The sequence below is a fragment of the Vreelandella glaciei genome, assembly GCF_013415125.1.
Classification (GTDB): domain Bacteria; phylum Pseudomonadota; class Gammaproteobacteria; order Pseudomonadales; family Halomonadaceae; genus Vreelandella; species Vreelandella glaciei.
On record NZ_JACCDE010000007.1, the window covers coordinates 16,004 to 29,973 of the forward strand.

14 protein-coding genes are annotated in these 13,970 nt (G+C 55.2%); 13 read left to right on the forward strand and 1 reads right to left on the reverse strand.

What is annotated here, in order from left to right:
• Window positions 1-131: 131 nt before the first annotated feature.
• The 12 genes from HZS80_RS06405 to HZS80_RS06460 all read left to right on the forward strand — a co-directional run bounded on the left by HZS80_RS06405 (window position 132) and on the right by HZS80_RS06460 (window position 11,778).
• Window positions 132-959 carry an ABC transporter substrate-binding protein gene (locus HZS80_RS06405; RefSeq protein ID WP_179915508.1) on the forward strand — a complete coding sequence of 276 codons (828 nt, stop codon included), beginning with the start codon at window positions 132-134 and terminating at the stop codon, window positions 957-959.
• A gap of 63 nt (window positions 960-1,022) precedes the next feature.
• Window positions 1,023-1,799, forward strand: a complete 777-nt coding sequence (locus HZS80_RS06410; RefSeq protein WP_179915509.1) for an amino acid ABC transporter permease — start codon at window positions 1,023-1,025, stop codon at window positions 1,797-1,799.
• A 56-nt stretch (window positions 1,800-1,855) separates the two neighbouring features.
• Window positions 1,856-2,563, forward strand: a complete 708-nt coding sequence (locus HZS80_RS06415; protein ID WP_340162613.1) for an amino acid ABC transporter ATP-binding protein — start codon at window positions 1,856-1,858, stop codon at window positions 2,561-2,563.
• Window positions 2,563-3,630 carry a Gfo/Idh/MocA family protein gene (locus HZS80_RS06420; RefSeq protein WP_179915510.1) on the forward strand — a complete coding sequence of 356 codons (1,068 nt, stop codon included), beginning with the start codon at window positions 2,563-2,565 and terminating at the stop codon, window positions 3,628-3,630. The genes HZS80_RS06415 and HZS80_RS06420 overlap by 1 nt, the downstream gene beginning before the upstream one ends.
• Window positions 3,631-3,665: 35 nt before the next feature.
• Window positions 3,666-4,787: an NAD(P)/FAD-dependent oxidoreductase gene (locus HZS80_RS06425; protein WP_179915511.1), complete on the forward strand. Its 1,122-nt coding sequence runs from the start codon at window positions 3,666-3,668 to the stop codon at window positions 4,785-4,787.
• Window positions 4,788-5,248: 461 nt separating this feature from the next.
• Window positions 5,249-5,560 carry a glycerol-3-phosphate dehydrogenase C-terminal domain-containing protein gene (locus HZS80_RS24080; RefSeq protein ID WP_374730595.1) on the forward strand — a complete coding sequence of 104 codons (312 nt, stop codon included), beginning with the start codon at window positions 5,249-5,251 and terminating at the stop codon, window positions 5,558-5,560.
• Window positions 5,561-5,686: 126 nt separating this feature from the next.
• Window positions 5,687-6,427: a sulfite exporter TauE/SafE family protein gene (locus HZS80_RS06435; RefSeq protein ID WP_179915592.1), complete on the forward strand. Its 741-nt coding sequence runs from the start codon at window positions 5,687-5,689 to the stop codon at window positions 6,425-6,427.
• 69 nt (window positions 6,428-6,496) lie between these two features.
• Window positions 6,497-7,684, forward strand: a complete 1,188-nt coding sequence (locus HZS80_RS06440; protein ID WP_179915513.1) for a M24 family metallopeptidase — start codon at window positions 6,497-6,499, stop codon at window positions 7,682-7,684.
• 133 nt (window positions 7,685-7,817) lie between these two features.
• Window positions 7,818-8,189, forward strand: a complete 372-nt coding sequence (locus tag HZS80_RS06445; RefSeq protein ID WP_035560841.1) for a hypothetical protein — start codon at window positions 7,818-7,820, stop codon at window positions 8,187-8,189.
• A 173-nt stretch (window positions 8,190-8,362) separates the two neighbouring features.
• The gene (locus HZS80_RS06450; protein ID WP_179915514.1) at window positions 8,363-9,757 is read left to right on the forward strand and encodes a YfcC family protein; all 1,395 of its coding nucleotides are present in this window, start codon (window positions 8,363-8,365) and stop codon (window positions 9,755-9,757) included.
• A gap of 6 nt (window positions 9,758-9,763) precedes the next feature.
• On the forward strand, window positions 9,764-10,465 hold the full coding sequence (locus tag HZS80_RS06455) for a DUF1028 domain-containing protein (RefSeq protein WP_035560833.1): 702 nt from the start codon (window positions 9,764-9,766) through the stop codon (window positions 10,463-10,465).
• Between the two features lie 53 nt (window positions 10,466-10,518).
• Window positions 10,519-11,778 carry an allantoate amidohydrolase gene (locus tag HZS80_RS06460; protein ID WP_179915515.1) on the forward strand — a complete coding sequence of 420 codons (1,260 nt, stop codon included), beginning with the start codon at window positions 10,519-10,521 and terminating at the stop codon, window positions 11,776-11,778.
• 15 nt (window positions 11,779-11,793) lie between these two features.
• On the opposite strand, the gene HZS80_RS06465 is transcribed toward HZS80_RS06460, so the two are convergent.
• Window positions 11,794-12,549: a FadR/GntR family transcriptional regulator gene (locus HZS80_RS06465; protein WP_179915516.1), complete on the reverse strand. Its 756-nt coding sequence runs from the start codon at window positions 12,547-12,549 to the stop codon at window positions 11,794-11,796.
• 182 nt (window positions 12,550-12,731) lie between these two features.
• Here HZS80_RS06465 and HZS80_RS06470 point away from each other — a divergent pair, with 182 nt between their 5' ends.
• Window positions 12,732-13,850 carry an alkene reductase gene (locus HZS80_RS06470; RefSeq protein WP_179915517.1) on the forward strand — a complete coding sequence of 373 codons (1,119 nt, stop codon included), beginning with the start codon at window positions 12,732-12,734 and terminating at the stop codon, window positions 13,848-13,850.
• The last annotated feature ends 120 nt before the right edge of the window (window positions 13,851-13,970 follow it).

Sequence of the window (13,970 nt, forward strand, 5' to 3'; positions counted from 1 at the left end):
TAAAATGTTTGACTCTTTTTTAAAGTCGTGCATATACTAATTCCGTAAGTGAGACCGGTCTCATTTAACCACGATTGAGACCGGTCTCACAACCAAAATCCTGAGATCACAAATAAACAGACAGGAAACCCATGAAACCCATAATAATCGCTCCGCTGACAGCTTTAGTCCTTACCCTGAACGGATGCAACGACAGTGCTTCCGATGAAACCGCTGACAACCCCTACCATCTGATCAAGCCCGGTCAGATTCGAGTAGCTAGCCTTGGGGACGCAAAACCCTACACCTATACCAATGCAGCGGGGCAGTTTACAGGCTTTGACGTGGAGTTCTTTAAGAATGTAGCCAACCGGGTAGGCATTGATGACGTCGTCTTCAGTGGGCAGGACTTTACCGGCATCCTCTCCGGTGTTGCTAACGGGCGGTTTGATGTGGGCGTGGCGGCCATAGGTATTACGGACGAGCGCAAACAGACCGTGGACTTTACTCGGGGCTATCTGGCCGGCTATCTCACCATCCTTGCCTCACCCGATGCCGGGATCAAGGACGAAAAGGATCTTGCCGGTCATCGTCTGGGCGTTGTTCAGGGCACCCTACAGGACGCTTATGCGGTTAAAAATTTTCTAGACGCGAACTTGGTGCGATTCCCCGACAACAATACGGCAATTTCGGCCGTCAATAGTGGCTCCGTCGATGCCCACTTCCTCGATTATGAAGCGGCCAAGGATTATGCAGAGCGCTTCAACCTAGTGGATGTAGCCGATATCCCTTCCTTTGATGCACCAGCGGGCTTTGCCTTGTCCAAGGAAAGCAAAGACCAGCTCAGAAAGGATCTTGATCAAGCCATCGTAGCAGCTATGAAGGATGGTACTTGGAAGGATTTGTACCAGAAATGGTTCCCTGACTCCCCGATGCCGCCGCAGTACCTACCCGACGCCTTCAAGGACTCTGACTCCTGAGGTTCGAGCATCCCGTGCGACTCAGCTCGCTCTATTAAGTCCAACAGCAATGGAGAACCAGCCATGGACTTCCTACATACCCTCGCTCGAACTTTTCTGGATTTCGACGCGATGGGAATCGTACTACCCCACCTGTTGAAGACCGGGCTAGCCAATACGCTGATCATCTCACTGTGGGCCACGGTGCTCGGCACCATCCTTGGCCTACTGCTAGCGATCATGGGGATTTCTCCCTCCCGCTGGTTCAAAACTTGGGCTCGGGTCTATACCGATCTTTTCCGCGGCCTCCCGGCAATTCTAACCATCTTGCTAGTCGGTCAGGGATTCGCTTCCGTGAGCCAGGATATGTTCGGCCCGAGTCCCTATCCGCTCGGCATTCTCGCCCTGAGCCTCATTTCCAGCGCCTACATGGGGGAAATCTTTCGCTCCGGCATACAAAGTGTCGAAAAGGGGCAGTTAGAAGCCTGCCGCGCCCTAGGAATGAGCTATGGCCGGAGCATGCGTCTAGTAGTTATTCCGCAAGGTATTCGCCGCGTGCTACCAGCAATGGTCAATCAGTTCATCTCCAACGTGAAGGACTCCTCCTTAGTCTATTTTCTCGGCCTGATGGTCAGTGAACGGGAGTTGTTTCGGGTCGGCCAGGATGCTGCGGTACTGACCGGCAACCTCTCACCGTTGGTGCTTGCTGGCCTGTTCTATCTGCTGATCACCGTACCCCTAACGCATATGGTCAACTACATTGATCATCGGCTACGTACCGGTCGCCGTCCAAGTGCGCCTACAAGCGGTCTGGACGAACTTGACGAACTCACACCCCGGACAGCGAGCGATAAGCCATGACTACCATGCAAGCAACTCAGCCCGTCGAGGACACATTCACCGGAGCCAGTCTGGAGTTGAAGGACTTATCCATGGCCTATGGCGACTTCAAGGTGGTTCGCCACATGAGCCTCGCCGTGGCGCCGGGCACCACAACCTGCATCATCGGTCCATCGGGTTCCGGCAAGTCCACAGTATTACGTGGCATCAATCGCCTCCACGAGCCCGCCTCGGGCGATGTTCTGCTTGACGGTAAGAGTGTGCTGACACTTAAGCCCGATCTACTAAGGATGCGCATCGGTATGGTCTTTCAGCACTTCAACCTCTTCCCTGATCACACCGCCCTGGATAACGTCGCGCTCGCGCCTTGGAAGGTGAAGGGTTTATCCAAACACGATGCCAGGAGCATTGCTAGAGAGTGTCTGGCCGAGGTAGGGCTGGCCGAACGGAGCGAGCATCGCCCTCATGATCTTTCCGGTGGACAGCAACAGCGCGTAGCCATTGCCCGGGCTCTGGCCATGAACCCGGCCGTTATGCTGTTCGACGAGGCCACGTCAGCATTGGATCCAGAATTGGTCAACGGCGTTCTTAACCTAATGGCGGATCTCTGCCGTCGCGGTATGACCATGGTGGTGGTGACCCATGAAATGGGCTTTGCCCGACGGGTCGCCGACCAGGTGGTATTTATGGATGAAGGTGAGGTGGTCGAAGCCGGACCGCCAGCGCAGATGTTTGACGCGCCACAGTCTCCACGGCTCCAGCGCTTCCTTTCGGAGGTTTTGTAATGTCCCACTGTGATCTGCCCATACGCACAGCCATCGTGGGCTTTGGGGTTGCCGGTAGTGTCTTCCATGCTCCCCTGATTGATGCCAATGAAAGCTATTGCTTGGAATGTATCGTCACAGGCAATACTGAGCGCGCCAAGAAGGGACAAGAGCATTACCCTCAAACTGAAATAATCAGGGATTTCGCGTCACTGCTGGCCGCTCTAGACAGTGGCAGACTTGTGCTTGATCTAGTCATTCTGGCTACGCCCCCCGAGGGTCATTGTCGTCAGGCTAAAGCGCTAATCGAGCGTGGTCTGGCATTGGTTATCGATAAGCCTTTGGCCACCAACCGCGAGGAAGGTGAGGATATTATCCAGGCGGCAAGAACTGCCGGAACCCCCATCACTGTCTTCCAGAATCGTAGACTGGATGCTGATTTTATTACTCTGGCGCGCTTAATCAAAAACAATGATCTGGGGGTCGTCCATAGTTTTGAGTCCCGCTTTACCTGGTGGATGCCCGAAGGGTTCGGCAACTGGCGGGATACCACACCGATCAGCCAAGCCGGCGGCCTGCTGTACGACCTCGGTAGTCACCTGATAGATCAAGCTATTCAGCTGTTCGGACCAGTGGACACCGTTGAGCATGCCGAGCTGGATCGGCATAGCAGTAATCCAGGCGGAGACGAAGACACCTTCGTCTCGCTAATTCATCGCAGCGGCGTTCGTACGCGACTCTGGATGAACGGCCTCGCTGCACAGGGCGGCCCGCGCTTTCATGTCCTCGGCAGTCGGGGGGCTTTCGTCAAGTACGGTCTCGACGCCCAGGAAGCAGCTCTCTCCAGAGGGGAATCTCCCCTCGGCGAAGGCTACGGAGTTGACGATTCCATAGCTTTTGTAGGGGCCGGAGAGGATATACAGCAAGTTAGTCTACTACCCGGCAACTACCCAGGCTACTACTGCCAACTGGCCCACGCCCTAACGTCGTCAGGCGCACTGCCTGTGGCGGCGGAAGAGGCTCTCTATGTGCTCGCTATCATCGAGGATATTCATCGGCGGTTTCCATTGCGACATCCAACGCAATAAAGCCGGCAACATTTCCCATTTATAAGGAAAAAATCATGACTAATTCCAGACAACTCAGAGTGGCTGTCATCGGTGGGGGTGCCATTGGCGTCTCCATTGCTGTCCACTTGCTTCGTCAAGGCGCGTCTGTAGCGCTCTACACACAAAGCGAGCTTGCCTCCGGTGCCTCAGGACGCTCACTGTCGTGGCTGAACTCCGCTGGCGAGCGTTCAGCGCAATATCATGCCCTACGCATGGCGGGCATTGACCGCTATCGCACGCTTTACGCCCAAGACCCATCGCGAGACTGGCTGGAGTTTGGTGGTGGTCTTTTCTGGGCGATGGGAGACGATTCTTCTACCCGAGCGCGACATGCCTACGAAAAGTCCCATGGCTACGATTCTTATCTTACTGGAGGCGAGAAAGCGACTCTTTATACACCCGGTGTGAATGCCAAGGCCGTTGGCTCGACCGCTATCTTCAACCCTGGAGAGGGATGGGTGAGTCTGCCGCATCTTATTGACCATTTGATGGAAGAGTTTCATGCACTCAATGGCGAACTACACACCCATTGTGGGGTGACAAGCGTGACACGAGATGGTTCGGGCAACGCCAACGGTGTTGACTGCGAGCACTCTGGGCAGCACGCGGCAGATCGTGTGGTGGTTGCGTGCGGTGCTCATACCCCGGATGTAGTTGGGCCTCTGGGTGTGTCCATTCCTAATGGTTCGCCCGTTTCAATGCTGGTAACTACCCAGCCTATTAAGCAAGACATAGAGAGTGTACTGAATACGCCCCGTGCCGCTATACGTCCCAATCCAGGCAGAACCCTAGCCGTCGATCATGACTGGTATGAAGAATTCATCGAAGGTGACGAAAATAGTGGCTATCACATCGATGACTCGGTGGTTAGGGAGCTTCTCACCGAAGCATCAAGACTAATTCAGGATTCACCCAAGCTCGAACAGGCAACTCACAAGATCGGCCTTAAACCGATTCCCGGCGACGGTGAGCCGGTACTAGGCGAATTGAAGTCAGTGCCTAGTTGCTATGTCGCCTTTACCCATTCCGGGGCCACACTCGCACTGCTAGTCGGTGAGATGCTTGCTGATGAGATTCTTTCAGGCAACACGAACCCTATGCTAGAAACCTTCCGACCCGAGCGCTTCAAGCAATAACAAGTGTAATAGCCGAGCTTTATGTGAGCTGGCTACGTCAGTCTACATCGCCTCTCGTAGCGCCACGACGTTAGCCAGCTAGCATGAAACGGACTAAAAGCTAGGCCAGAGTCGTTCAAGCGCGACTGGAACGGCTTGGCCTGGCGACTGGATGCCAAAGATGACAATAGTTTTACAGCGACAGATAGGGATCGGGAAAAGTTGTTGGTACTCTTGTCGCGTTACCTTCCTACGCAGGAGTTCGCCAGTGTAGAACTTTTGCTTTCTTGGACGGGCACACGTCCGCCCAGACGGAATCCTCGTTCGAGAAATCCATGGGCCATGCCAACGCTTCATGGGCCGGGCAAGACCGGTCAGGATGCCTATTTTGCTTATAGTGGGGGTTATTGATGATGCATGAATTCAGCGGCCGAGTATTTTGCGCTGGCTTGGCCGGAAGCCCCCCGCGTGCCTGCTCACCTATGGTTTCGTCGCCTTCTCTTCACTCGAACGAACTTACAAGAGCTACTGTTAAGCAAATGGTTCGTGAGGAGCAGGCCCTAGAATTGGATGACATCCTATTCCGCAGGACTCCTCGCGGTTGGGATGAAGACATGGGTTTAGGGATTCTGTCTCAGCTAGCCAACTGGCTCGGTGAGGAATTGGGATGGTCTGCAACAGAAAGAAGTGATGCCATTGATCGCTATAAACGGAGGATTAAACATCAGTATTCGTTCAATACCCCTACCACGAAGGGGGAGGTGGCTATTGCCGCAGAAAGCCGCAGGTCTTGAAGGCTGGTCGAGAGGTAGAGGCGCGTGCCAACCGTTACCAAGCCCAGCTCAGCGCCTGCGAAGCGGAGTTTCAGTGCCGCAAGTTTTACCAGGTCTGGCCATTTTGCCGTAGTTAAGGAATAGATGATGTCACTATGGATTGGTGCAGCCCTGGTTAGCGTGGTGTTTTTTACCTCCATGCTCTCTGGCGTATTTGGTATGGCGGGCGGATTGGTACTGTTATGGTTTTTGCTGCTGATTTTCCCTGCGGGCACTGCAATGGCGGTGCACGGCGTGATACAGCTAACGGCGAATGGGTCACGAGCATGGCTTTCACGGCGCTATATTGTCTGGCGCATCGTCGCGTTTATGACGCTGGGGGTACTGAGCGCCGCAGGCCTACTGCTGCTATTCAACTACAGCCCTAATGCCGCCAGCGTCTCGCTGCTGATTGGCTTGCTGCCGATACTGGTGTGGCTGCCCAAGCGCTGGTTTCATCTCAATGCCAACCGCGCCAGCCATGCGTTTTGCTGCGGCATTGCATCAGGCGGGTTAACCATTGCCGCTGGGGTTTCCGGGCCGCTAATCGACATCTTCTTTGTGCGCTCACGTATGGATCGCCGCCAAGTGGTGGCCACCAAGGCGATGATTCAGGTAGTGGCGCACAGCATTAAAATCATCTTCTACCTGGGTGCCGCCATGGCACTTAGCGCGGGCGAATGGGGCATCGTATTGCTAGCCGCACCGTTTGCCATGCTCGGCACTCAAGCGGGGAACCGCATTTTACATCGCCTCACCGACGCCAACTTCCGCACCTGGACCCGTTGGATCGTGACCGGCATCGGTATTTTCTACTTTGCGCAAGGGATATTCCTACTCGCCCGCTAGCGTTGAGGGCGATAAAAGCGGGCTTGCCGTTGATGCCTATACTGACCATAGCCATCAACGGAGGTCGCTATGGATTATCATCACTACCGAGAAGCCCTGACTGAAACTCTTGCCCAGAGTGAAGTGCCCTTCCCCGCTGCCGAATACCAAGCGCGCCTAGATAAGGTGCGTCAGGCGATGACCGAGCAGGGGTTAGATGCGCTGCTGCTCACCGACCCCGCCGATATTAACTACCTCACTGGCTACCATACCTTTGAAGTCTCGGTGCACGCCTGTTTGATCTGCACGCAAGAGAAACTAGTGCTGCAAGTTGCCTCGATCGAAACCGGCGCGGCGGTAGTCACCGCCCGAGTCGATGAGATTATCGGCTACCGCTGGGAAAACCTGGATGAAATCATCACGCCGCTGGCGGATCTGCTTATCCCCTGCAAGAAAATCGGTATAGATGGCTGGAGCAGCGGGCTGCGCTTCGGCGTTATCGATGCACTGATGCAGACCATCGGCCGCGAACGCTTTAGCGAAGCAGGTGCGTTAATCGACGCCATTCGAATTGTGAAAAGCCCCGCCGAACTGGAGATGCTGCAGGAGAGCGCGCGAATTACCGCCCTAGGGTTAGAAACCGCAGTTCAGAGCATTCGCCCCGGTATGACCGATAACGATATTGCCGCCGTAGGTGCCAAAGCGCTGTTGGAAAACGGCAGCGAGTTTATGAGCCTGCAGCCCATCGTGACCAGCGGGCATCGCATTGGCGTGATACACGTTAACCATAAGCGGCGTGTCATCCAGCCAAACGAGCCAGTGTTTCTGGAGTTTGGCGCTGTGTATCAGCGTTACACGGCCCCCATGATGCGTACCGCGGTGACGGGCACTCCCAACGCGGCCCTCTCAGCTACTCGCGACCTTTGTCGTTCAATATTCGAGGCGCTGTGCGACACCATGCGCCCAGGCAATACCTTTGATGCCGCTGCCCAGGCGGCTGATGCCTTACTCGCCCCGCAGCGAGACCAGTATTTTTTCTCCGGCGTGTTTGGCTACGCCGTGGGCGCACAGTTCCCGCCTAGTTGGGTGGAGGGCACCGGCTTTATCGCCAAAGGCCAGACCCGCACCTTTGAAGCTAATATGGTCTTTCACCTACCGCTCTGCCTGCGGGTGCCCGGCCAGTGGGGAATAGGAATAAGCGATACCGTGGTGGTGACCGAGCAGGGAGCCAAACCGCTAACCAATAACGACTGGAAACTGTTTGAGGCACACTCATAGCGATTGCATTGACACTTCTATTGAGTAGCGCTATCGTCATCACAGATGCAAATGAGAAACACTCTCTTTATTTTATCGAGTAGATGATGGGATCTGAGCCCATCGATAGCCACCAGTGTGAGGTATCAGTGGGATGACTAGCGAGCAGCGACAACTTCGCCAAACAGTCATGTTTTTGCGCACCTCTTTTGAAGCGGTTCAGCACTCTATTGCTGGCCGCCTGGAAGACCCGCTGCCCTGCTGGCTTGATACCAGTATGCTCACTATGCTTTCGCGGGAGCTCACTCGCTGCTGCCAACAAGCCAAGCCGCTGTTCGCCCCACCGGTCACCGAACAGCTGTTTATCGCCTCCCAGCAGTGCGAGCTGCTGCTCAAACAGTGCCCCGGTGTACTCAGTAGCGCCGTTTGCCACCGCCAGCTAGCCGCTATTATGTTGCCGCTCGCCACCGCGCTTCAGCAGATCGACAATCCTGCCAAGCGGCGTTGGCCCTGGCAGCGGCGCTAATTCCCTCTCTTCACAAACAAGCGTATGATTAAGACTTCCAAATTTGCCTAGTCGGCACGTTCCTGGCGTTTGAAAATTCGAACGTGCTTGACCCCGCTATTTATCATGATAAATTCAAAGTGAGGCGCCAACGAGCGTCCACGCTGAGACACATCACAAGCAAGGGTATCCTCATGGCTGAACAACAAACCGCGGCAGCCTCTGGCTCGCGTAAAAAGTGGTATCAGGCGGTTCCCGACCCCATGGTGCTAATCTTTATCATCCTGGTCGCTACTTATTTTCTGACCTTCATTATTCCCGCCGGTGAATTTGAACGCGTTACCCAAGATGGCCGAACGGTCGTCGTACCGGGCTCATTTGCCTATCTGGAAAACGTCGCCAATATTCCGCTGTTCAATATTTTCGTGGCGATTCCTGAAGGCCTTATTTCCGCCTCTCGATACCTGTTTATCGTCTTTATCGCCGGAGGGCTGTTTCATATCCTGCAAAAGACCGGCGCGCTGGAAAATGCAATCGGCGTGGCGGTGAACCGCGTTGGCGTTGAACGACGAAACATGATCATCGTCGTCGGCACCTTTATCTATGGTTTTTTTGGCGTGGCGGTGGGGTTTGAGAACAATATCGCGCTGGTGCCGATTGCAGTGCTCATCGCCAGTGCCATCGGCTGTTCGAGCTTGGTGGGCACCGCCATGGCCGTCGGCGGCATCGGGATCGGCTTTGCTCTTTCACCTATCAATCCTTATACCGTGGGTGTTGCCCAGGGTATCGCCGAGCTGCCGACGTTCTCTGGTGCCTGGCTGCGCACGCTGCTGGTACTTTCATCACTGGCTCTGCTCTCCCTGTATATCTGTAAACGCGTCGTCAAAATGGAGTTTGAAGAGCCGGATAATGCGGAGGCACTGAGCAAACCGCTCAGCGAATACCGCCTGACCAAACGCAATATCCTGACCATGGTGGTGTTTGTAGGTGGGTTGATCGCCATGTTGATCGGTGTATTTACCCGTGGCTGGTACATCAACGAGATTGCAGGCACGTTTCTGCTGCTGGCGATCATCATTGGTGCCTTGAACGGCCTGTCGGCCAACGGCATCGTCAAACAGATGATGGAAGGTGCTGCTAGCGTTACCGCCGGCGCGCTGGTGATCGGGGTAGCGGCCTCTATTCAGGTCATTCTTGAACAGGCCGTCATTATCGACACCATCGTCAATTCTCTGAGCGCGCTGATTGACGGTATACCGTCGATATTCTCTGCCATCATGGCCAGTGTGGTGCAGGGCATCATCAACCTGTTCATTCCCTCTGGCTCCGGCCAGGCATTGGTGACCATGCCAATTCTTATCCCTGTGGCAGACCTTGTCGGCATGAGCCGCCAACTAATGATCACTGCGTTCCAGGTTGGCGACGGTTTGACGAACCTGATTGTGCCGACCTCCGGCGGTACGCTGGCCATGCTGGCACTTGGTCGCGTCTCCTACGCCCAGTGGCTCAAGGCAATTCTGCCCTTTATGGTGCTGGTCTATGGCTTGTCCTGGATTGGGCTGGTGATTGGCCACTTGGTGGGCTATTAAGCCACGATGACGCTTTCACTGGTTCACTGCCACCCGGCTACAGGCACTGTCGCCACTATTACTGCCACCGGTGGAGTGGCGGTAGGTGGCTATGTGCATCACTGCTGGCGCGGCGTTGGAGCGTGCGTCACCCAAGGGCGGTTTACCAATCCCTGGTACCCGGCTCAAGTGCATGGCGCACTTGTCGATGGCGCCACCGCTAAGCAAGCCCTTGGCGCGGCTATCAGCCAAGATAGCGACGCCGCGCTACGCCAATGCCTGGTGATGGATGCCCATGGCCGCTCGTCAGTGCATTCGGGAAGCGAGAACATCGCTAAAGTGGAAGACGTGCGCTTTCCCGGCGTCGCTGCGGTCGGCAACATGCTGCAGAGCAGCGATGTCGTGCAGATCTTGGCAGAGCATTTCTTAAGCCTTAGCGCCACCAACAGCGGCGCCGCCATCAAGCGCAGCGAGGCCCCCCGCTATCCGAATCATCACGACCAGCACTTGCTGGCGCATCTCATTGACGCCCTTAATGCCGCGCTGGACGCGGGTGGCGATAAGCGTGGCACCCGCTCAGCCGCACTGCGTATCGAGTCGTTCCAGCAAGCCCCCATTGATTTGCGCGTTGACTGGTCGGAAGACGTCGTGGCTGCCTTGAGGGCGTTGGCTGACCAGTTCATGAGCGATGATTTCCAAGCCTTTTGGCGCCAACTGCCGCTACGCTAGACGCGCTTCCACGCTGCTGGGGTTGTTGGTACCCATCGCCTAACGGAGAGTTTATGACCAAAGACGCTGTTAATACTCCATTTTCCCAGGGTGAGTTGGGGCAGTTATTAATCGAGCGCCTGGACGAAGCAGCACGCTGCTCGGCTCCTGGCGCCGGTGTTACGCGACTATTCTGCTCTCAGGAGCACCAGAATGTACTGCCGCTGATCAGTCGTTGGATGGAGCAGGCTGGGCTTGCTCCGCAGCTGGATGCTGCCGGCAATTTCGTGGGCCGCTGCCCTAAGGCACAGGCAGGCGAAAAAACCTTCATCATGGGTTCCCATCAGGATTCGGTAATCGAAGGAGGCAAGTACGACGGCATGCTGGGTGTTGCGCTACCCATTCTGGCGTTGGAAGCGCTTAAGCGCGAAGGGGTGACACTCCCTTTCGGCATTGAGGTGGTCGCGTTTGGTGACGAAGAGGGAGTACGATTTCCTACCACATTGGTTGGCAGTAAAGCGCTGGCGGGTAACGTAACGCCCGATCAGCTTGCCGTCCGGGATGAACAAGGCGTGTCACTTGAAGAGGCCTTGACCGCCTTCGGCTGCCAGCCAGACGAGATTCCCGCAATCGCCCGCAACCCTGCCAACACACTAGGTTTTTTAGAGGTCCATATCGAACAGGGACCTGTTCTTGAGCAGCGGCATCATGCGGTGGGTGTTGTCACGGCGCTAACGGGCATTGAACGCCACCGTGTCACGCTGCGCGGCAAGGCCGGACACGCAGGCACCACACCGATGCCCATGCGACATGATGCACTCGTTGGCGCGGCAGAGATGGTACTGGCCGTCGATAGCGTGCTGCAGAGAACCGATAAGCTGGTCGGCGTGGTGGGCAAGCTAGATGTCCACCCAAATGCCGTCAATGTCATTCCTGCCGAGGTCACTTTCACAGTCGAGCTACGCTCACCGGAGCGCCATATTCGGCAACGAGGTCGCGAAGCTGTCTACGCCGCAATGGAGGAAGTGGCGACTCGCCGAGGGCTGGTGCTGGAAATGGAAAACACGTACAGCGCTGATGCCACTGCCTGTGCCGACTGGATAATGACGTCCCTAGAAAAGGCCTGTGCCGATGTTGGCCAGCCTGCAGAACGACTGTTCAGTGGTGCAGGGCACGATGGCTTGGCCATGCAGGCATTAACCGATATCGGCATGTTGTTTATCCGCTGCAAGGAAGGGCTGAGTCACCACCCGGATGAAGCCATTACCGCCGAAGACGGCGAAGCGGCAACACGGGTGGTCATGGCATTTTTACAACAATTGGAGCAACCATAGCGCCTGTACCGCTGGTTACTTCAGTGGCTCAGGTAAAAAGCCTCGGCGCACCTGAGCCTCTTGCAGATTCATCACGCGCTGGGCATCCAGCATATGCTCACGCATGATGTTATAGGCGCTTTCGGCATCGCCCAGCTCAATGGCATCCAAAATTTCTGCATGATAGCGACAGCCAGTCTGCCCTAAATCATGAGTAACTGGCTCATAGAGACGGTGATAAATCGTCAGATCCGAGAGCACCTGTATGGTGAACCGGATAATAAACGTCAGCAGTTGATTACCCCCGGCTAACTCAGCGAGCATCAAGTGAAAATGCAGCGAATCAAGATGTTGCTGACGCTCAGTCTCGCTATCGTCCGCGGGGCCTGAATAGCTATGCAGGCTTCCACGCAAGCGCGCTAAATCGACAGGACTTACTTTCCCCGCTAGTGAAGCAGCCAGTTCAGGCTCTAATGCCAGGCGTATCTGATAGATATCCTTGATCGAGATATCTTTAAAAAACAAATAATTACTCAGCAAGGACACCGCTTTTGCATCACTCATCTCGCGTACAAAGGCACCGCCGCCAGGCCCGGTACGGGTTTCGACCAGGCCCTGCGCCTCCAGCACCCGCGTACTCTCGCGCACTGTGCCTTTCGATACCTGCAACGTGTCCATTAACTCCGACTCGCTCGGCAGCCGGTCTCCTGGCTTTAACTGCCGATCCACAATCCAGCACTTGATGGTTTCCGCCACCTGATAAGGGCGGCGCTGAGGCGCGTTTTTTAACATGCTATCGAGAACATCCTTGGTAATAAGCAGCAAGAGTACCAGAGAGAGTCTGATTTTGGATGCCTCGTAAGCGGTTACCTAGTGCATAAATACGTTTTAAAATATCCGGTTGGCGTTAACTAGTAAACTGGTCTATTCTGATGCGTACTATTTCATCGAAGCATTCAAAAGGAGCTTAATTGATGGCTTTCGAAACACTGTTTACTCCCCTCCAACTGGGTAGCCTATCGATTCCTAACCGGGTTGTTATGGCGCCACTGACACGTGCGCGTACACCCGATAGCGTACCGGGCAAAATGCAGGAAGCTTACTATGGCCAGCGCGCAGGAGCGGGGCTGATCATCAGCGAAGCTACCAACATCTCTCCCACTGCCCGTGGCTATGTGTATACACCCGGTATTTGGACGGATGAGCAGGAAGCCGGCTGGAAAGGCGTTGTTAACGCGGTACACGCCAAAGGTGGCCGTATTGCCTTGCAGCTGTGGCACGTTGGGCGTGTTTCTCACGAAATGGTTCAACCTAACGGCCAGCAGCCGGTAGCACCGAGTGCCTTGAAAGGCGAAGGCGCCCAGTGTTTCGTCGAGTTTGAAGATGGCACCGCCGGTCAGCATCCCACCAGCACACCGCGTGCGCTGGAAACCGATGAAATTCCAGGCATTGTCGATGACTATCGCCAGGCGGCCGAGCGCGCCAAGCGTGCCGGCTTCGATATGGTCGAAGTTCACGCCGCCAACGCCTACCTGCTCAACCAGTTTCTGGCGACTGGCACCAACAAGCGTACCGACCAGTACGGCGGTTCATTGGAAAATCGCGCCCGCTTCCCGCTGGAAGTAATTGATGCGGTGATTGAGGTTTATGGTGCAGACCGAGTCGGCATCCGTATGACGCCGTTTATTGAGCTATTTGGTTTGACCGACGATGAGCCGGAAGCGATGGCGTTCTACATGGCTGAGCAGCTTTCAAAGCGTGGCCTTGCCTATCTGCACTTGAACGAACCGAACTGGGCCGGTGGCGATATCACCTTTCCCGATGGTTTTCGCGAGCAGATGCGTGAGCGCTTTAGCGGCAGCCTGATCTACTGCGGTAACTACGACGCCGAACGCGCCGAGACACGCATCAGCGAAAACACCACCGATGCCGTGGCCTTTGGCCGCCCCTACATCGCCAACCCGGATCTACCCGAGCGCTTCCGCGTTAACGCACCGCTCACCGAGCCGAATCACGAAACGTTCTACGGCGGTGACGAAAAGGGCTATACCGACTATCCGTTTATGGATAATGGCTATGATCGTCGGAGTTAAGAAAGTACTCATTTAGCAAATTGATGAACTCTTACGACTGAAAAGCATCACTTAGGTGATGCTTTTTTATGTCTGATTATTATCAAACACTGCTAGGCTATTGATTCTTTAGTTTTAACA